17 protein-coding genes and 4 tRNA genes are annotated in these 19,376 nt (G+C 33.6%); 1 reads left to right on the top strand and 20 read right to left on the bottom strand.

From position 1 onward, the window contains the following. Positions 1-12 precede the first annotated feature (12 nt). From rplK to RB619_RS17310, 13 genes are all read right to left on the bottom strand, one after another. A complete protein-coding gene (gene rplK, locus RB619_RS17250; RefSeq protein ID WP_008466923.1) occupies positions 13-450 on the bottom strand; it encodes a 50S ribosomal protein L11 in 438 nt (145 codons plus the stop codon). Positions 451-516: 66 nt separating this feature from the next. Then, positions 517-1,068, bottom strand: coding sequence for a transcription termination/antitermination protein NusG (nusG, locus tag RB619_RS17255; RefSeq protein ID WP_089053852.1), 552 nt, complete (start codon positions 1,066-1,068; stop codon positions 517-519). Positions 1,069-1,078: 10 nt separating this feature from the next. After that, positions 1,079-1,276: a preprotein translocase subunit SecE gene (gene secE / locus RB619_RS17260; RefSeq protein ID WP_008466927.1), complete on the bottom strand. Its 198-nt coding sequence runs from the start codon at positions 1,274-1,276 to the stop codon at positions 1,079-1,081. 18 nt (positions 1,277-1,294) lie between these two features. Further along, positions 1,295-1,365, bottom strand: a tRNA-Trp gene (locus tag RB619_RS17265). 57 nt (positions 1,366-1,422) lie between these two features. Then, positions 1,423-2,610 (bottom strand): elongation factor Tu, encoded by a 1,188-nt coding sequence (gene tuf / locus RB619_RS17270; RefSeq protein WP_026730432.1) that lies wholly within the window; start codon positions 2,608-2,610, stop codon positions 1,423-1,425. Between the two features lie 55 nt (positions 2,611-2,665). Continuing rightward, positions 2,666-2,737: transfer RNA gene (locus RB619_RS17275), tRNA-Thr, on the bottom strand. Positions 2,738-2,828: 91 nt separating this feature from the next. Beyond that, positions 2,829-2,909: transfer RNA gene (locus tag RB619_RS17280), tRNA-Tyr, on the bottom strand. A 61-nt stretch (positions 2,910-2,970) separates the two neighbouring features. Beyond that, a tRNA-Thr gene (locus RB619_RS17285) sits at positions 2,971-3,044 on the bottom strand. Between the two features lie 90 nt (positions 3,045-3,134). Continuing rightward, entirely contained in the window at positions 3,135-3,437 is a 303-nt protein-coding gene (hpf, locus tag RB619_RS17290; protein ID WP_035652108.1) for a ribosome hibernation-promoting factor, HPF/YfiA family, read from the bottom strand. A gap of 35 nt (positions 3,438-3,472) precedes the next feature. Beyond that, on the bottom strand, positions 3,473-4,366 hold the full coding sequence (locus tag RB619_RS17295; protein ID WP_308099756.1) for a tyrosine-type recombinase/integrase: 894 nt from the start codon (positions 4,364-4,366) through the stop codon (positions 3,473-3,475). A 120-nt stretch (positions 4,367-4,486) separates the two neighbouring features. Beyond that, positions 4,487-4,681: a 30S ribosomal protein S21 gene (gene rpsU, locus RB619_RS17300; protein WP_115889621.1), complete on the bottom strand. Its 195-nt coding sequence runs from the start codon at positions 4,679-4,681 to the stop codon at positions 4,487-4,489. 133 nt (positions 4,682-4,814) lie between these two features. Beyond that, positions 4,815-5,957 (bottom strand): acyl-CoA dehydrogenase family protein, encoded by a 1,143-nt coding sequence (locus RB619_RS17305; RefSeq protein WP_308099761.1) that lies wholly within the window; start codon positions 5,955-5,957, stop codon positions 4,815-4,817. Between the two features lie 12 nt (positions 5,958-5,969). Further along, positions 5,970-6,860, bottom strand: coding sequence for a helix-hairpin-helix domain-containing protein (locus tag RB619_RS17310; RefSeq protein ID WP_308099763.1), 891 nt, complete (start codon positions 6,858-6,860; stop codon positions 5,970-5,972). A gap of 258 nt (positions 6,861-7,118) precedes the next feature. Here RB619_RS17310 and RB619_RS17315 point away from each other — a divergent pair, with 258 nt between their 5' ends. After that, positions 7,119-8,585 (top strand): amino acid permease, encoded by a 1,467-nt coding sequence (locus RB619_RS17315; protein WP_308099765.1) that lies wholly within the window; start codon positions 7,119-7,121, stop codon positions 8,583-8,585. Between the two features lie 51 nt (positions 8,586-8,636). On the opposite strand, the gene RB619_RS17320 is transcribed toward RB619_RS17315, so the two are convergent. The 7 genes from RB619_RS17320 to RB619_RS17350 all read right to left on the bottom strand — a co-directional run bounded on the left by RB619_RS17320 (position 8,637) and on the right by RB619_RS17350 (position 19,145). Beyond that, positions 8,637-8,864, bottom strand: a complete 228-nt coding sequence (locus RB619_RS17320) for a PspC family transcriptional regulator (protein WP_007810860.1) — start codon at positions 8,862-8,864, stop codon at positions 8,637-8,639. A gap of 110 nt (positions 8,865-8,974) precedes the next feature. After that, the gene (locus RB619_RS17325; protein WP_308099776.1) at positions 8,975-10,246 is read right to left on the bottom strand and encodes a DUF2851 family protein; all 1,272 of its coding nucleotides are present in this window, start codon (positions 10,244-10,246) and stop codon (positions 8,975-8,977) included. Between the two features lie 75 nt (positions 10,247-10,321). Beyond that, positions 10,322-10,804: a 3'-5' exonuclease gene (locus RB619_RS17330; RefSeq protein WP_308099778.1), complete on the bottom strand. Its 483-nt coding sequence runs from the start codon at positions 10,802-10,804 to the stop codon at positions 10,322-10,324. Positions 10,805-10,888: 84 nt separating this feature from the next. Beyond that, complete coding sequence (locus RB619_RS17335) at positions 10,889-12,250, bottom strand: pyridoxal-phosphate dependent enzyme (RefSeq protein WP_308099780.1); 1,362 nt, start codon at positions 12,248-12,250, stop codon at positions 10,889-10,891. 47 nt (positions 12,251-12,297) lie between these two features. After that, a complete protein-coding gene (locus RB619_RS17340) occupies positions 12,298-14,265 on the bottom strand; it encodes a putative porin (RefSeq protein ID WP_374119728.1) in 1,968 nt (655 codons plus the stop codon). Positions 14,266-14,445: 180 nt separating this feature from the next. Further along, on the bottom strand, positions 14,446-16,011 hold the full coding sequence (locus RB619_RS17345; protein ID WP_308099784.1) for a RagB/SusD family nutrient uptake outer membrane protein: 1,566 nt from the start codon (positions 16,009-16,011) through the stop codon (positions 14,446-14,448). A gap of 11 nt (positions 16,012-16,022) precedes the next feature. Next, positions 16,023-19,145 carry a TonB-dependent receptor gene (locus RB619_RS17350; RefSeq protein ID WP_308099786.1) on the bottom strand — a complete coding sequence of 1,041 codons (3,123 nt, stop codon included), beginning with the start codon at positions 19,143-19,145 and terminating at the stop codon, positions 16,023-16,025. Positions 19,146-19,376 lie beyond the last annotated feature (231 nt).

A 19,376-nucleotide genomic window follows, 5' to 3' on the forward strand; every position in this document is an offset into this window, starting at 1 on the left:
TCTTTTTCTTAATTAAAAAGGAGCATCTCCTGATACAGTTATACCCATAGATCTAGCTGTTCCAGCAACCATACTCATAGCTTTCTCAATTGTGAAAGCGTTTAAGTCAGGCATTTTGTCTTCAGCGATAGTTCTAATTTGTTCCCAAGTAACGCTAGCTACTTTTTTACGATTAGGCTCACCAGAACCAGATTTTAGCTTTGCAGCTTCCATTAACTGAACTGCTGCTGGAGGAGTCTTAACAACAAAATCGAATGATTTGTCTTTGTACACAGTGATTTGCACTGGACAAATTTTGCCAGGTTTATCCTGAGTTCTAGCATTAAATTGCTTACAGAACTCCATGATGTTAACCCCAGCAGCTCCTAAAGCAGGTCCAACCGGTGGCGACGGGTTCGCAGCACCTCCCTTAACTTGTAGTTTAACTACCTTACTAATTTCTTTAGCCATTTTTAAAAAATTTAACACTGTAATCAATGGAAGCGATTACAATGGTTTATTATAGTGTAACAAAAATTATACTTTTTCTACTTGCATAAAACTTAATTCCAATGGAGTTTTTCTTCCGAAAATCTTAACCATAACTTCAAGTTTACGCTTTTCTTCATTAATTTTTTCAACCGTACCGTTAAAACCATTAAAAGGACCGTCGATCACTTTTACAGTTTCACCTAAGTTGAAAGGAATAGCACGAGTATCTGTATTTACAGCTAACTCATCCACTTTTCCTAACATACGATTTACTTCAGATAATCTCAAAGGAACAGGTTCCCCTCCTTTAATTTCACCTAAAAAACCGATTACGCTTGTAATAGACTTAATAATATGAGGTATCTCACCAACCAAGTTAGCTTCGATCATAACATATCCAGGAAAATACACTTTATCCTTAGATGATTTTTTCCCATCTTTTACAGTTACTACTTTTTCAGTAGGAACCAAAACCTGAGAAACATAATCCTCCATACCTAATCTCGCAATCTCAGTCTCGATATAAGCTTTCACTTTATTCTCTTGACCGCTAACCGCTCTAACTACGTACCATTTTTTCACATTATTATCTGCCATCACAAAAAAATTACCCTTTTAACCAGTTAAAAAATCCAGCCAAAGCTTTTGCAAAAAATTCGTCTACTCCCCAAGTTGCCAAAGCAAATAGAATCGAAAATACAGCCACAACAATTGTCAATTTTTGAACCTCAGCCCAAGCTGGCCAAGTAACATTTGACTTTAACTCTTCGAAAGCCTCTGATAAATAATTAGTAACTTTTGTCATTTGATATATTTTTTATTGCACGGGCGGAGGGATTCGAACCCCCATCAACGGTTTTGGAGACCGCTATTCTACCCTTGAACTACGCCCGTAATTAAAGCCAGTGATTTCAATTAAGAAAGTCACTGGCTTTTTATTTATTTATAGAATTACTCTACGATTTCAGTAACCTGACCAGCACCAACTGTTCTACCACCTTCACGGATAGCAAAACGTAAACCTACGTTCATAGCGATTGGGCTTAATAAAGCAACTTCAATAGTTAAGTTATCACCTGGCATTACCATCTCTACACCTGCTGGTAAAGAAATAACTCCTGTTACGTCAGTTGTACGTACGTAGAACTGTGGACGGTAGTTATTGTGGAATGGAGTGTGACGTCCACCTTCTTCTTTTTTCAAGATATAAACCTCTGCTTTGAATTTAGCGTGTGGTTTTACTGAACCTGGCTTAATAATAACCATACCTCTTTTGATATCAGCTTTATCAATACCTCTTAACAATAAACCTACGTTATCTCCAGCTTCACCTCTATCAAGGATTTTACGGAACATCTCAACTCCTGTAATAGTAGAAGTTAATTTTTCAGCTCCCATACCAATGATTTCAACAGGATCTCCAGTGTTAGCAACTCCAGTTTCGATACGACCTGTAGCAACAGTTCCACGACCTGTAATTGTAAATACGTCCTCAACTGGCATCAAGAATGGTTTAGCAACGTCACGTACCGGCTCTTCGATCCAAGCATCAACAGCTTCCATTAATTCGATAATTTTAGGTACCCAGTTTGGATCATTGTTTAATCCTCCTAAAGCAGAACCTTGAACTACAGGACCATTATCTCCATCATATTCGTAGAAAGATAATAAATCTCTAATTTCCATTTCAACAAGCTCTAACAACTCAGCATCATCAACCATATCCACTTTGTTCATGAAAACAACGATTCTTGGAATACCAACCTGACGACCTAAAAGGATGTGCTCACGAGTTTGTGGCATTGGACCATCTGTAGCAGCAACTACTAAGATAGCTCCGTCCATTTGAGCAGCACCAGTAACCATGTTCTTTACGTAATCCGCGTGACCTGGACAGTCAACGTGAGCGTAGTGACGGTTAGCTGTTTCATACTCTACGTGTGATGTATTAATAGTAATACCTCTTTCTTTCTCCTCTGGAGCGTTATCGATTTGATCAAACGATTTTGCTTGACAGTAACCAGCATCTGACAATACTTTTGTAATTGCAGCAGTTAATGTAGTTTTTCCGTGATCTACGTGTCCAATTGTACCTATGTTTAAGTGCGGTTTGGAACGATTAAAATTCTCCTTTGCCATTTTACTTAATTTTTAATCTTAGTTATATATTAATTTTCAATTTCCTACTTACTTGAGCCAATGTCGGGATTTGAACCCGAGACCTCTTCCTTACCAAGGAAGCACTCTACCCCTGAGCTACACCGGCAGAGAGTTCTGATTTTAGATTTTTGAATTTAGATTTCAGATTTAAAAAAAAACCAAAACCTAAAATCTACATCTAAACTTCTTTTTTTTTGTGGGGAGAGCAGGATTCGAACCTGCGAAGTTCACACAGCAGATTTACAGTCTGCCCTCGTTGGCCGCTTGAGTATCTCCCCTAATTTTTAAAATTCCATTATCCTAAAGAACAAATTTCAAATCGCATTTGAAATATTTTTGAGCCGATAGAGGGACTCGAACCCACGACCTGCTGATTACAAATCAGCTGCTCTAGCCAGCTGAGCTACATCGGCGAATGCATTAAAAAAGTCCGCTATTTCTAACGGACTGCAAATGTAGCTATTTTATCTTTGAATCAAAACATTTTTTGAAAAAAATTTCAATTATATATGTGCTCTTATTTTTTCTTTCCTTTTTACCAGTAAACGTTCTAACGATTCAGCCGAAAGCTCAACCGCCTCTTCAAAAGTCTTACACTGCTTTTTTACCAAAAAATCATCTCCCGGAACATTAATCTTTATCTCTACCGCCTTATTCTCCTTATCACTTGTTCTCTCCACTTTTAAAAAAACGTCTGACGACACCACTCGGTCGTAATATTTTTCTAATTTATCCATTCTTTCCTGAATAAAATCCACCAATTTTCTGTCAACAGTAAAGTTAACTGCATGAACATCTACCTTCATAATACTAATTTTAGGGTTAAACATTTCAGAAATCATTATTTATTTCGAGGATGCGCATCATTATATGTCTTTTTGAGCTCCGCCAAACTATTATGAGTATATACTTGTGTAGACGCCAAACTCGAATGCCCTAACAACTCCTTAACTGAATTCAAATCTGCCCCGTTATTTAACAAGTGAGTTGCAAAAGTATGCCGAAGCACATGCGGACTTTTTTTCACCTTTTCAGAGACCCTACTAAAGTAAGAATTTATTAATCGATACACAAAAGATTCACTCAATTTTAATCCTTTTTTTGAAATAAAAAAATAATCTGCATCTGAGATATTTTCAACATCAGCACGCTCCTTCAAATACACCTTCAAACCATCAAGAACAATTGGCAACAGCGGAATAATTCTCTCTTTATTTCTTTTCCCCAAAACCTTCACAACACCCGAAGACAAATCAACATTATAAAGCCGCAAACCTATCAGCTCAGCTCTTCGCATTCCGGTTGTATAAAACAAATCAACTATCAACTTATCCCTCACTTCTTCAAAACCCGTTGGCGAATCAATCCCCTGCATCAAATCCCCTAGTTCTTTTTCCGAAAAAGGAATTTGAACATTTTTTGGCGTCTTCAAAGCTTTATGCTTCAACATAGGATTCACTTCAATTTGTTTTGCTTTTAGAAGAAATTTATAAAACGCTTTCAAAGAAGCCATTTTTCTATTCACCGAAACATTAGAAACACCCTCATCAACCAAAGAAACAATCCAGCTTCGGATTTGACCATAATTCACATCATCTATCACTTCCTGCTCAAAACGCACTTTATTAAAATCCTCAAAAAAAGAGACATCACTCAAATACGCATTAACCGTATGAGCAGAATATTTCTTCTCCAATTCAAGATAATCACGAAAAGCATCTTTATTTGATTTCATCAAAACCAATTATTCATTTTTAAAACACAACTACAGTTGCTTCAAAATTAAGCATAAAAAAAACCGCTAGCAATCAAATTTTCTGATTACTAACGGCAATTATTTTTAAAAAAGCTGATATTAACTTTCTAAACTATCTCTCAAGCCTTGAATGTAAGCCGCTTTTTGAATTTGAGCTCTTTTGATAACAGAAGGCTTAATAAAAGCAGTACGTGCTCTTAATTGACGAACAGTTCCTGTTTTATCAAATTTTCTTTTATAGCGCTTTAATGCTCTATCGATATTTTCTCCGTCTTTAATTGGTATAATTAACATAATATAGACACCTCCTCTCGTTAAGGCTGCAAATGTAAAAATTAATTATCGATTATCAATTATAAATTGTGAATTATTTTTTGAAAAAAAAAGAAAGTAGATCCTAGATTAACGAGAATAGAGCGTTTCATCTTTATTCTTTAAGCAAATTTCTTGAGATAACTAATTTTTGAATTTCCGTTGTTCCTTCTCCTATAGTACACAATTTAGAATCCCTATAAAATTTCTCTACCGGAAAATCTTTAGTATAACCATAGCCTCCATGTATTTGAACTGCTTCATTGGCAATTTTCACACACGCTTCAGATGCATACATTTTTGCCATTGCTCCTAATGTAGTAACTGGTTTGTGTTGTTGCTTTAAATATGCCGCCTTATGAAGCAATAGCTCTGAAGCTTCAATTTCGGTTGCCATATCAGCCAATTTAAACGAAATACTTTGAAAGTTGCTTATTGGTTGGCCAAACTGATGTCTCTCCTTTGAATATTTTAAGGCTGCTTCATAAGCTCCTTTTGCAATTCCTAATGACAATGCTCCAATAGAAATTCGGCCACCATCTAAAATTTTCATTGCTTGAACAAATCCTTGTCCAACTTCACCTAATCTGTTTGCGTCCGGCACTCGGCAATTATCAAAAACCAATTCGGCTGTCTCACTTGCGCGCATCCCTAATTTGTTCTCCTTTTTACCTGAAGAAAAACCAGCCATACCTTTTTCTAAGACAAAAGCCGTCATTCCTTTTGAATCTCCTTTTTCACCTGTTCTCACAATTACAACAGCAACATCACCAGATATAGCATGCGTAATAAAGTTTTTTGCACCATTGATGATCCAAAAATCACCATCTTTTACTGCCGTGGTATTCATTCCGCCAGCATCAGACCCTGTATTATGCTCTGTAAGCCCCCAAGCTCCAATATGTTCAGCCGTTGCCAACTTTGGCAAATACTTTTTCTTTTGCTCTTCATTTCCAAAAGTCAAAATATGATTTGTACATAATGAGTTGTGTGCAGCAACAGACAAACCAATAGATGGATCTACTTTTGAGATTTCTTCAATTACTGTAATGTATTCATGATATCCTAATCCAGATCCACCAAATTCTTCTGGCACTAAAACTCCCATAAAACCCATTTCTCCTAATTTTTTAAAGAGTGAAACTGGAAAAATTTGAGCTTCATCCCACTCCATAATATTAGGTCTTATGTTTTTTTCTGCAAATTCCTTAATAGACTGAGCAATCATTGACTGCGTTTCGTTATAATCAAAATTCATTGTTGGCTTTTTTTAGAACTCCAAATATAAACTAATTATTTTTGCTTTTTCAACAGGAAAATCTTTAATTTTTGTCAAATCCTCAATATTATTAAAATTTCCATTCATACTCCTATATGTTATAATTTGTTTTGCCAATGCATATTTAAAATATGGAAACTGAGATAGCTCTTTTAATGACGCATCGTTTATTGCAATCTTTTTTAAATCTTTAGGAATTACAATTTTAAAATGCGAATTCAATTCGTTGATCACTTCTGGCGACAATCCCCATATATCATTCATTTGTTCCATTGAAACAAAACCTCCTAATATTTCCTTTTGCTTTAAAATCCGCAGTGACAAAGCCTCACCTATCCCATATATTTTAATCAAATCTTCTTGTGAAGCCTGGTTAAGATCTAACATAATGATCTTTTCTTTCTTAAAATCTGTTTTCTGAACGTACTCTTTTTTCTCTACTTTAAAATTTGATTTATTCCGAGTCCAATCAGGGAATTTAAATAAAGGAGAAATCACCTTTAATAAAGAATCAGATATTTTAGTTACTTCTTGAAATTCTTCCGCCGAATTCACATACTTGTTTTCTTTTCTGAAAGCAATTAATCTGTCAATTTCTAAAACTGACATTCCTAACTTATATCCTTTATAATCTGAAATGAAATTTGGGTTAAAAGAATACTGCATTACTTTCCTTTCATTCTTTATTTCTTTGAGAGAATCAATTTTAGATTGATAAGCCATCCATTGTTCTTTTTCAGGAAAAGATTGCTCAGCCAAATTAAAATCTACAGTGAAATACAAAACCTCTAATGCAATTATAATTATAAAAAGTCCAATTATGCCTGTACGTTGCTGTTGCGTAAATTGGAAATACGATTTTAACGGTCTATAATTTCTCATTTGCTATGATTCTTTAATTTTAAAGCGCATCAAAAGTATTAATTAAGTAAGAATTTTACTAAATTATTTTTTAGCATGAAATTGTATTAACCAAAAACAAAAGTGAATTTGACTGAGGAATGTACGGGCTTAAAGACTGTTTTATCTCACATTTGTGAATATTTTAAACATTTTATAACTTAAAACTCTATAATTGTTTTTATTTTTTACAAAAAACAATACATTTGGAACTTAATAACAATAAACCAATATAATTATATGTCAATTTGGAGAGTTAAACCTATATCTGCTTTTGAAGCCGATATGAAAAAAAGTGATTTAAAAAGAGTTCTTGGAAAATGGAGCCTTACTGCCATTGGAGTTGGAGCTATTATCGGAGGAGGAATTTTTGTTCTTACTGGTACTGGAGCTTATTATCATGCAGGTCCTGCCTTAGCTATCTCATTCATTATCGCAGGTATTGCCTGTGTTTTTGCTGCTCTTTGTTATTCTGAGTTTGCATCAATTCTACCAGTAGAAGGTTCAGCTTATGCTTATGCATATGGAACAATTGGAGAAATTTTCGCTTGGATAATTGGCTGGGGATTAGTACTTGAATATGCAATGGGATCAATGACCGTCGCAGTATCCTGGTCCGGATATTTTAACAAATTACTTAAAATGTTTCATATCAAGCTTCCTGAATGGCTTACAACCGATCCTGCGAGTTATACTGGTGAAGGTTTTTCAATGAATCTTCCAGCTTTTTTAATTGTAATATTGGTTATTTCATTACTTATTAAAGGAACAAAAAGTGCTGCTAAAGCTAATAATGCAATTGTTATTCTTAAAGTTTCGGCAGTAATCTTTGTAATCATCGCTGGTCTTTTCTTCATTAATACTGCAAACTGGCATCCATTTATTCCAGAAGCGACTCAAATCATTGAAAAAGAAACAACTCACAATGCTTATGGAATTGGAGGAATTGTTTCTGGAGCTGCTGCAATTTTCTTTGCATATGTAGGTTTTGATGCAGTTTCTACTCAAGCTGGAGAAGCTATTAACCCTAAAAAAGATGTACCTTTTGCAATTATTGCTTCTTTATTAATATGTACTACTTTATACATTCTTGTTTCTCTTGTATTAACAGGAATGATGAACTATCAAGATTTCAATCCGCTAGGAAAATATCCTGAAGCTATAAAAGCTCCTGTTGCATATGCATTTGATATCGCAGGACAAGGATGGGCTGGTTTTATAATCACTGTTGCTGCTACTGTAGGTTTAATTTCAGTATTGATGGTAATGATTATGGGGCAATCAAGAATTTTCTTGGGAATGTCTAAAGATGGATTAATTCCTTCTGTTTTTTCAAAAGTTAATCCAATTTCTGGAACTCCAAAAACCAATTTAATTATTTTAGGAGGTATTATAGCAACTGTTGCCGCTTTTACACCAATCAACAAATTAGCCGACATGACAAGTTTTGGAACTTTATTTGCCTTTACTATGGTTTGTATCGCTGTATGGATTTTAAGAGTAAAACAACCGCAATTGACTAGAACTTTTAAAGTTCCTGCACTTCCTATTATTGCTGTTTGCGGAATTGCAATTAATACTTATTTAATGATTAATTTGAGTTTAGATGCTCAATTACTTTCATTAGGCTGGTTGGCAATTGGTATCTTAGTTTATTTTGGATACAGCAAAAAAAGATCAAGACTTAACAATACAGAAACTGAATAATTATCAATTTCATCATATAAAAAAAGCTCCAAATAGTATTTGGAGCTTTTTTTATAAATCAAAAACAGAAGTTCGTTTTGCCCTGATTAAATCTTTTAATCTGATCCAGAATGCCAAAGTCAGATAAACTCCAAAGCCTAGACCAGCTGTAACAAACGATATATAAATAAAAAACAATCGCACGCTAGTTACACGCATTCCTAATTTGTCTGCAAGACGAGAGGAAACATGAAATCCATATTTTTCAAAGAAAAACTTAAGTTTTAAAATCGCTGACATTTTTTATTTTAGATTTAAGTCCCGAAGTCTCGGGATAGATTTTAGATTTCTTCGACTTTGCTCAAGGTGACAAAAATACAAATTATCTCATTATCACATTTTCTAATTATCTAATTATTTTTAAGCAACTCCATTCCTATTGCGCATTTCAAGCAAGCTTTTCGATCACAATATTCATTTTTGAGTTCTAACAAAGTCTGGCTTTCAAATGCATTTTTTGATTTTACTCCAAAAGAAACAAACTTCTCAATAATGGAATTTTTCTCTGAAGAAACTCCAATCATAAAATCAATTAAATTTTCAGCAATTGCATCTCCCATTACGTTTGAATAGGCAAACTGAAGCGGAATTATCGTATTTATAATCAATAAATCCAAAAACGCATTTGAAAGTTTTTTATGCTTTTTAGGGCTTTCTTTATCAAACTGATAATGATTCTGCCAATACAAACTTGACGAAACAGAAAGTAAACTATAAACGCTTTCTGCTGATTTCAATTCAACAACTTTTGAAAATAAGTTTTGGTATTTATGATACAAACTTGCTAATTGAGACAGTCTTATCGTAGGGAAATTATCTGGCCTATGCTTAAAAAACTGAACCGGATCGACATAAGTTCTTTCTAAATTGTGTTTATGAAGCAGGAAAAAATATCGGAATTTCAGATCTTTAAAATACACATCTTCTTTCTCTGAATCCAACAAGCCACAAGTTCCAAAAAAGAGCGCTTCAAGATTCTCTACTTCAAAACTTTCTTTTCTAAAAACAGAAAAAGGTATCGACTTTGCCATTTGCAGAAAAGAATTTCCGTTCGTATTTAGTCCAAAATTTTTGGCCAGCATGCAAAACAAAACCGCCTCCCAATCTTGGTTTGTTTCATCAAGTAATTTGTAAATGAATTGTGATTTTCGCTCCAATTTTTCAAAAAACAATCTTTCCTGCCAATTCTTCAAAACAAAATCATCAATTTCTTTTAAGTTTTTTTCGCACGAAATCCATGTTTTTACAGCAAGCAGCTCGTTGTAACTTGCTATTATTTCTTTAGAAACATAATCTTTTAAAATCAAAACTGGAATTTCAGAATTATTTTCTCTGAATATTTCAGTATCATGTTCCCAAACGACATGGAGAATTACATTTTCGTAAGCCACGTCTTTTTCGTGATGATGCAAATACCAATCTGAAGATTTTAAATGGATTTCGACATTACCTGCCCATTTTTGTTCTCCAATCCTAATATGAGCATTAAAAAAATCTGGGCCTGAAAGTTCTAAATAATCACCAGTTTTATAAATGACAACTGGTTCTTTTTGAGCAGTTTCTAAATTCAAGGTATCAAACTTCTTGAATTTCCAGAGATAATGAAGAAAATCTTCTTTCATTTTTACGTTTTATAACAAATTACAAAACCTAAAAATACTAAAAAAATAAAAAACTTTTCCTACAAAAAAATACTTTTAACGCAACATGTACAATTTAGCACAAGCACGCGCATCTGACAATGCCTCATGGTGATTCAGTTTGATATTCATTTCGCGACAGCAGTCACTCAATTTTGTAGGCTTAATACCTTTTGCTTTGTAAATTTTTACTGTACATTCCCATTTTGAAGCAATGTTTAAATCCTCATAATTTAAGCCATTTGCCAACATCGATTTAACCAAAACATTTCGGTCGAAACTTTCATTATGCGCAACAACAACCCTGTTTTTCAATCTCCTTTCTATTTCGGGATAAACTTGCACGAACGATTTTGCATTAACAGTGTCACGTGGATAAATACCATGTACTTGAATTGTAAACGGATTATAAATATTGTTTGGCGGTTTTATTAAAGTCACAAATTCATCGACTATAATGCCATTTTGTACAGTAACAATTCCAACTGAGCATGGATGATGTCCCGTTGCAGTTTCAAAATCTATCGCGGTAAAATTCATTTTTATAAATTTTAAAAAAGAAAATCCATAAACCTAATTATTAAGCAATAATCAGATTTATGGATAAATTTTATTTTATGTATCTTATTTTATTGAGCCAATAATATCATACTTCGTGATTATATGATGTGCTCCGTTGCCTAATTCAACTAAAACTGCATCATTTTCTTTTGTAAAAAGTTTTGACACTTCTTCAATCGGAGTTCCTAATTTAACAATCGGAAATGGTTTACCCATTACTTCTTTAATTGGCTTTTCGGCAACATTTTTGTCGGCAACATAACTTCTGAATAAATCAGTTTCATCAACAGAACCAACAAATCCATTGATATCTACCACTGGAATTTGAGATATTTTGTACTTACGCATACGCTCAATTGCGTGCGAAACCAATTCTTCTGTACGAACAACAATCAATTCTTTATCAATATGATCTTTGATAACATCTTCGGCTTTCGTTACATTTTCTTCTAAAAATCCACGTTCACGCATCCAATCATCATTGAACATTTTTCCAACATATCGGCTTCCAGAATCGTGAAATAAAACCACTACAACATCATCTGGTTTAAAATGTTCTTTTAACTGAAGCAAACCTTTAATACAAGCTCCTGCAGAATTCCCAACAAAAATTCCTTCTTCAAGTGCAATTTTTCTTGTATAAACAGCAGCGTCTTTATCTGTAACTTTTGTAAAGCCATCAATTAAAGAAAAGTCAACATTTTTTGGCAAAATATCTTCTCCAATACCTTCTGTGATATAAGAATAGATTTCGTTTTCATCAAAAATACCAGTTTCATGATATTTTTTAAAAACAGATCCATAAGTATCAATTCCCCAGATTTTAATATTTGGATTTTTTTCTTTTAAGTATTTTCCAACTCCCGAAATAGTTCCACCAGTTCCAACTCCAACTACAAAATGCGTAATTTTTCCATCTGTCTGTTTCCAGATTTCCGGTCCTGTCTGTTCATAATGCGCCAAAGAATTTGACATATTATCGTACTGATTTACATACCAAGAATTTGGAGTTTCTTCGGCCAAACGCTTTGAAACTGAATAATACGAGCGTGGATCTGTAGGTTCAACATCTGTAGGACAAACTACAACTTTTGCTCCAACAGCACGTAGTATATCCATTTTTTCTTTAGACTGTTTGTCTGAAATTACACAAATCAGTTTGTAACCTTTTACAATAGCAACAAGTGCTAGTCCCATTCCGGTATTTCCTGAAGTTCCTTCAATAATAGTCCCACCAGGTTTCAATCTGCCATCAGCCTCAGCATCTTCAATCATTTTCACAGCCATTCTGTCTTTAACGGAATTTCCTGGATTAAAAGTTTCGACTTTTGCCAATACTAACGCATCAATTTCAGCAACAATTTTGTTGAGTTTTACCAATGGTGTATTACCAATTGTTTCTAAAATATTATTTGAAAAGTCCATTTTGTATTAATTTAATATTTGGTTTTAAAATAAATCAAGGCCCTGTTTTATTGGAAGAAATTCCAAACTAAACCAAATCGGAGTACAAAATCACGATATGGATTATTAGGCGCTGAATAGTAATCGTTGCTCGAAAAAGAAGAGTTAAAATGCTCCAACTTTAAATAAAATCGAGTTTGGCGAATTCTTGCATTTACAAAAAAATCTAAAGTTGCATAATTACCAATTTCCTTAGTATTCTGAACAAAAAATTCTCCCACAACCGGATTGTAATCGTTTCCGTAATATTTCGTGAAATAATTAAAAACAAGTCCAGTTTGCATAAACAAAGCTTTTTTGAAGAAATAGCTAGAATAATACAGCGTATTTCTGGTTACAAAATCTGGCACATTTAAAATTAATTCAGACTGATCTACTTTTTGATATAAAAGCGTATTATCAAAACCGAATCTACCAAACTTAAATTCTTTATTTGCTTTTATAGAGAAATAATTGATCGCATTTCCGTATTGTTCAGGCTTTATAATTTGAGTATGAACCGCAATCTCATCCTTATTCGAAACATCCGCAAAATATAAATGATCTTTCAAAACAGAATATTGAACTTCTGCGTTTAACCATGGCGTAAAAATATTGGCGCCAAGCTGATTGATCTTTTCATTTTTAAAATCATTTGACCAATTGTACTCTACATAACTGCTTTGGTACAAATTATAATTATTGTTTGGAAGCTTATTAATGTTTCGGTATCTAAAATCAAATTGAATATCTTTATTTAAATTGTATCTTAATTTTGCATCTAAATCAGAAAGCGACTGGTTTGTGATTGATCTTGTATATAAGAAACGCCCATTCCATTTATTCTTCTGATATTCATATTGTCCACCAACATTATTAATTTGAAGAAATAAATTATTAGGAATAATATGTCCATCTTTTTTTACAATAATTCTGTTGTACTCATAATTCGATCTGTAATCATCAATAAAAAAATAGAACTTCCCTAAAAGCGAATTCTCATAAGCTAGTCCGGCCTTATTGTATAATTTTTCAAAACGTGTTTTGTCATTAATATTGCTAGTAACATACGATTCTCCAAAACGCTCAACAGGAGTTGTTCCTACATATGAAAGCACTGTTGGCTGTTTGTATTCAAAGAACTTATATTCGTAATTAAACTGATGCGTTACAAATAAGTTATTATCACCGTTTTTTGGGTTAATTCTAAAGGCATGATCAAAAAAGAAACGATGACCTTTTAACAAAGATTCTGCATCTGTTAAATATACCTGCAAACGCTGGCGATTTTTAAAATCGGGATCGTCGCTTTCAAAATCAGAAGGAGTGGTGATTCCTCCATTTTCTTCATTTGTAACATCTTGATAAGTTACATGAGCATTTAAAATATACCTTTTGTTAGTTGTAGCATAACTTGTTGTAAATCTAAAATTACCAACACTCACCAATTGATTAATATAATCTCCCTCTGAGCGAAGTCCTCTATAGGCAACTGAAAAATTAAGGTTTTTAGAAGTATTCAGTGTAATGAAAGAATCTACGTTTTGACCTTTATTTATAGTTGTGTTAAAAAACAATTCAGTAAATGGTGTAGCGGCCGAGTAATATTTAATATCCGAAGCCTGCATATAATCGAAATGTTTTCCCGAAAACCCAATTTCAGGATATGGTGAAAAACTAGTCAAACCATAGTTCAAAGTATTATAAGTCTGCCCGATATTAGAAAATTCTAACAGTCCAAAATTATCCTTGCGAAGGTAATTTTGTCTGTAAGCACTTTTTAATGTTAAAGACGTATCAGCATAAGTTGTATCGTGTTCTAAAGTGATAATCTGATATTGCTCGATTTTTGCAATTTTAGCTTTTTTCTTTTTTAGAGTATCTGTAATACTTGAATATTGTGTGTTCATATCCAAATTACTTTTAGAAGTGTTTTTTTCTTGAGAAAACAATAAGGCGGGCATTATCATTAGATATAGAAAAAAGAGTATTCTCATTTGATAGCTTTATATTGAAATTATATTCGACAAAATTAGTCAAGCAAAGGTAAAAGATAAAAACGTATAAAAAAACAAATCAGTATGATTGAGAAGTTTTTATCACAATAAAATCAAAATAGAAAAACCCCCAATCAAAAAATGATTGAGGGTTTTAAAAAAATCAAAATATTTATTTTCTTACCAGCCAGTATTTTGTTGGATACCTAGGTTAGTATTCATTTCTAATTGTGGTATTGGCCACAAGAATTTGTAATCAGTTCCTGGAACAGCAGCTACAGGACGTGTAATTGTATAAGCAGCAGTTAAATCAAATGCAGCTACAGCAGGTACAGCATTAGCAACTTTTGAAGGAATACCGTCGATTGCAACAGATGCAATTGGATCACCTTGTAATCTGTGGATATCTGACCATCTACGTCCTTCTTGTAAGAACTCAATTCTTCTTTCTTTAAGAATTAAGCTTACCAAATCCGCTTGAGTAGTATATGATGCAGCAGTATACGCCTGAGTTGCAGGAGTATTTAATGATCTATTTCTAACAGAGTTCAATAAAGTTAAAGCAGTTGGCAAGTTTGCAGCAGATAAACGTGCTTGTGCTTCAGCAACGTTTAAAACAACCTCAGCATATCTAATAACTGGAGCTGGATCTGTCATGTTAGTAACATCATAATACTTGTTAGTATATTTAATTCCAGAAGCAGTGTAAATGAATTTTCCGTCCTGTCTACGTTTGTCATCAGACAACCATTGAGCATCTCTCCAAAGAATTGGACTAATACAAACTAAAGCTCTGTTTTTCAAGACACTTGCTAAAGCAGCATTAACCTGAGGGTTCATTGTAGAAGTATGTAAAATAGAGAAAATAGATTCTGTATTACCAACATTAGCAGCAAAAGGAGTATATGGATCTGCAGTCAATGTATAACGTCCAGTCAATTTAGCACCTTCAGCAATTACATTTGCCCAGTCTCTTTTTTGAAGATAAACTCTAGTTTTGAAAGCAATTGCTGCACCTTTTGTTGCTCTTCCGATAGACGCAGCATTCGCACCAGCACCTGTAGCAGTAATTAATTTTTCAGCATCATCTAAATCTGCTAAAACTTTAGCATAACATTCAGCAACAGTGTTTCTTGGTTTATCATCTTCTGCGATAACTTCAGCAGCAGTATTAACACCTACTTCTCTATAGATAACTCCAGGGTGAGTAGCACCAGCAGTAAAGTTATAAGGTCTAGCAAAATATGTAAGCAACTCAAAGTGAGTAATTGCTCTTAAAAATTTAGCTTGTCCGATATAATCATTAGCAACAGCTTGTGTAATAACACCTTTTGCTACAGCATCAGTTGTTCCCTCGATCATAAGGTTACATCTGTTGATCAATTTGTATCCATCAACCCAGTAAAATACGTTATTAGCAGTTGTTGCATCGTAAGTTGCAGTATACGTCAATTGGTAAAAAGTAGCCATATTAACGACATCTTCTCCTCTTGCCTCACCTTGTTCAACAAATGCAGCACCCCAAACATAACCTCTACCACCTGTTGCACTTGTAGAGTTATATTGACCAATAGCAGCGGCATTATAAACACCAGACATATAAGATTGAATCAAAGAAGGTGTTGAAAATGCATCTTTATCAGAAATATTGTTGATAGGCTGCAAATCCAATAGTTTTTCTTCTGTACATGAGCTCATCCCGAGTACAACTACAGAAAGCAGAATTGTTTTAAATATATTTTTCATATGTATTTTTATTATAAACTTACATTTATACCCATTGAGATAACTTTAGAACGAGGAGTTCCATTAATATCAACTCCAGACGTTTCCATTTCAGGATTAATACCTTTATAATCTGAAATTAACCAGATGTTTTGTCCTTGAACAAAAACTCTAAAGTTATCAACTCCAATTTTCTCCATTAGAGATTTAGGTAATGTATAACCTAAACTGATGTTATCAAGTGAGATAAAATCACCTTTTTCAACGAAACGAGTTGAAGCACTTCCAGAAAGGTTAGTAAATGTATTTGAACTTGCGTATAATCTTGGTGTCCATCCGTCTCCAGGATTATCAACACTTTGCCATCTTCCTAAAATCTCAGTTCCGTTGTTGTTGAAGTTTTGGTTCATTAACTCTCTTCTTGTTGAGTTAAAGATTTTATTTCCTCCACTGAATCTGAACATGAAACCAAAATCAAGATTTTTATATTTCATAGTAGATGAAACAGATCCGAAATATGTTGGCAATGTATTACCTAAAACTTTTTTATCAGCAGTAGTTAAACTTGACAAACTAGCTGCGTTCATAGCAGCACCAGGATTAGCTGGATCAAATGTATAATAATTTGAATTATTAAGATTACCTTGTACTAATGTACCATTTGCTTTGTAATAAACTGGGTTACCATTTGCTTTGTTAACACCCCAGTACTCAAATCCGTATAAAGAGTTGATTGACTCACCTTGTCTGATAATAATATTTGGAGCGATGTTAGTATCTGTAGAAGAACCTCCTACAATATCTTGTCCATTATCTAAACCAGTAACCTCATTTTTAGATAATGTTACGTTAGCAGAAACATCCCATGTAAAGTTTGCTGTATTGATAGCTTTGAAACTTGCAGCGAATTCATATCCTTGGTTGAACATTTTACCAATGTTAGTATTGATAACACCACCATTAGCACCAGGAATACCAAGAGAAGTATCAACTGGACGCGCTAAAACGATTCCATCGATATCATTTTTATAGTAATCAAACTGTAAAGTCAAACGATTATCTAAGAAACCAAAATCAGCACCAAAGTCAACTTTGTTACTAGTTTCCCATTGTAATATGTTGTTACCATACTGAGTAAAGCCAATACCATTTGCACCACCATAAGGAGCACCAGAAGTAAGACCTTTAGAAGGATAAGCAGCACCACCTAGTACATCAACGTTACCAACTTCAGAGTAAGATCCTCTTAATTTCAAATCAGAAACCACTTTGCTGATTCCTTCCATAAAGCTTTCTTTAGACACTGTCCAACCTGCAGAAACTCCAGGGAAGTTATGCCATCTAACATCTTTCTCATATTGAGAAATTCCGTCACGTCTGATCGATCCTTGAATAAAGTATTTTTCTTTATAGTTATAAGTAACACGACCTAAGTAAGAAATAATTCCTTTTTCAGTAACACCTCCACCAGCATCTTTAGTGTTGAAAGTATTAGATACTAAATTTTTATCAAAATAATCACTTAATAAATCACTTCCTTGACCCCATAAAACTTGGCTTCTAGATTTTTGGTATTCAGCAACACCTGTTACACCTAAGTTATGATCTTCAGCAAAAGTATGCTTGTAGTTCAAGATATTTTGCCAGTTCCATCTCATTAAGTCAGTATTATCTTGATATAAAGTTCCGTTTACACCACGACCATCACCATGAACTGGATTCCAGTAGTACATACCATCTGTTGAAGCATTATCAGCACCAACTTGCAATTTAAAACTTAAGTCAGAAGTAATTTTTGCATTAGCGTAAGTGTTGAATAAGATTCTCGTTGTATTTGACGAGTATTTGTTATGATCAAGAACATAAAGAATATTCGTGATGTTATCTCCTACAGGAGCTAAGTTATCCCATTGACCAACAGTTGCATTATTTGATGAAAGGTTATATCCAGTTGGATCTAACGCATCATAAATTGGCGTGTTAGGCAATTGTCTGATTGTATTAAAGATGTTTCCAGACAATCCACTTGCATTACTATTCAAACCATCAATTTCAGTTCTGTTTACATTGATGTTTGTACCCATACTCAACCATTTGTTGATTTCCTGATCAATATTAGCTCTAACAGAATATTTCGTCATACTGTTAGACAAGTTGATACCTTCTAATTCTGAATATCCTAAAGATAAATAGTATTTAGTTTTGTCTGAACCTCCGCTGAAGTTTAGATTGTGCGTCATTTGTGGCGCATTTCTCAAAACAGCTGATTGCCAATCTGTATTAAATGTATTTCCAACTGCCCATGGAGTTTGTCCTGCATTAGTTCTTTTCTCGTTAGAGATAACTAAGAAATCAGGAGTTTCTAAAACATTGTATGTTTTAGCTGCACTAGCAACACCTAATACACTTGAATAATTTACTTTTAAAGTACCTTTTTTTCCTGTTTTAGTTGTAATCAAAATTACACCATTAGCAGCTCTAGAACCATAAATAGCTGTTGCAGCACCATCTTTTAATACGTCGAAAGATTCGATATCTTCTGGATTAATATCTGCAAGACCATTTGTAGATGTAGCTCCTCCAATATCACCAGAGTAAATTGGCACACCATCAACAACAATTAATGGATCATTTACACCAGAAATAGTAGAGATACCTCTAATTCTAATTTTTGGAGCAGCTCCAATAAGACCTGTGTTAGTTAAAACTTGAACTCCAGTTGCTCTACCTGCTAAAACACCTTCGAAAGATGGAGTTACTAAGTTAGCGATGTCTTTTCCAGAAATTTTAGAAATAGAACCTGTAACTTCTTTTCTTTTCTGAACACCGTAACCTACTACTACTACTTCATTCATTAATTGTGCCTCAGACTCCAACTCCACATTAACTGTGTTTGAAGTTCCAACAGTTACAGTTTTGTTATTCATACCTACATATGAAAAAACTAAAACGTCTCCTGTTTTCGCTTTTACAGAATAACTTCCGTCAAAATCTGTCTGAGTACTAACTTTTGTTCCCTTAACAAGAACATTTACTCCTGGAATAACACCTGTTTTATCAGATACCTTTCCAGTTACAGTTCTCTCTTGAGCGAAAGAAAACTGCATAGATAACGCTACAAGGAGCGTAAAAATCCATTTAAATTTTAATTTCATTTTAATTTATTTTGAATTAGTATGCGACAAACATCTTAATTATTTCTTAAAATAACAAACTATTTCAACTTAAATTTCCTTAACATTATTAACAAAAGCGTAATGCATTCCCATAAAATATAACTATTCCTAACTTTAAATACTATTTTTCTTTCAAAAAAAGGGAAAAATGCAGTATTTTAAATAGTAAAACGTTAATAAATTTTAACATTTAAGGAATTCAATTCGTTA

Source organism: Flavobacterium sp. LHD-80 (assembly GCF_030929605.1).
GTDB lineage: Bacteria > Bacteroidota > Bacteroidia > Flavobacteriales > Flavobacteriaceae > Flavobacterium.

Excerpts from the sequence above, each read along its gene's own strand:
- rplK (WP_008466923.1), bottom strand. The coding sequence starts at position 450 with ATGGCTAAAGAAATTAGTAAGGTAGTTAAACTACAAGTTAAGGGAGGT.
- nusG (WP_089053852.1), bottom strand. The coding sequence starts at position 1,068 with ATGGCAGATAATAATGTGAAAAAATGGTACGTAGTTAGAGCGGTTAGC.
- secE (WP_008466927.1), bottom strand. The coding sequence starts at position 1,276 with ATGACAAAAGTTACTAATTATTTATCAGAGGCTTTCGAAGAGTTAAAG.
- tuf (WP_026730432.1), bottom strand. The coding sequence starts at position 2,610 with ATGGCAAAGGAGAATTTTAATCGTTCCAAACCGCACTTAAACATAGGT.
- hpf (WP_035652108.1), bottom strand. The coding sequence starts at position 3,437 with ATGAAGGTAGATGTTCATGCAGTTAACTTTACTGTTGACAGAAAATTG.
- RB619_RS17295 (WP_308099756.1), bottom strand. The coding sequence starts at position 4,366 with ATGAAATCAAATAAAGATGCTTTTCGTGATTATCTTGAATTGGAGAAG.
- rpsU (WP_115889621.1), bottom strand. The coding sequence starts at position 4,681 with ATGTTAATTATACCAATTAAAGACGGAGAAAATATCGATAGAGCATTA.
- RB619_RS17305 (WP_308099761.1), bottom strand. The coding sequence starts at position 5,957 with ATGAATTTTGATTATAACGAAACGCAGTCAATGATTGCTCAGTCTATT.
- RB619_RS17310 (WP_308099763.1), bottom strand. The coding sequence starts at position 6,860 with ATGAGAAATTATAGACCGTTAAAATCGTATTTCCAATTTACGCAACAG.
- RB619_RS17315 (WP_308099765.1), top strand. The coding sequence starts at position 7,119 with ATGTCAATTTGGAGAGTTAAACCTATATCTGCTTTTGAAGCCGATATG.
- RB619_RS17320 (WP_007810860.1), bottom strand. The coding sequence starts at position 8,864 with ATGTCAGCGATTTTAAAACTTAAGTTTTTCTTTGAAAAATATGGATTT.
- RB619_RS17325 (WP_308099776.1), bottom strand. The coding sequence starts at position 10,246 with ATGAAAGAAGATTTTCTTCATTATCTCTGGAAATTCAAGAAGTTTGAT.
- RB619_RS17330 (WP_308099778.1), bottom strand. The coding sequence starts at position 10,804 with ATGAATTTTACCGCGATAGATTTTGAAACTGCAACGGGACATCATCCA.
- RB619_RS17335 (WP_308099780.1), bottom strand. The coding sequence starts at position 12,250 with ATGGACTTTTCAAATAATATTTTAGAAACAATTGGTAATACACCATTG.
- RB619_RS17340 (WP_374119728.1), bottom strand. The coding sequence starts at position 14,265 with ATGAGAATACTCTTTTTTCTATATCTAATGATAATGCCCGCCTTATTG.
- RB619_RS17345 (WP_308099784.1), bottom strand. The coding sequence starts at position 16,011 with ATGAAAAATATATTTAAAACAATTCTGCTTTCTGTAGTTGTACTCGGG.
- RB619_RS17350 (WP_308099786.1), bottom strand. The coding sequence starts at position 19,145 with ATGAAATTAAAATTTAAATGGATTTTTACGCTCCTTGTAGCGTTATCT.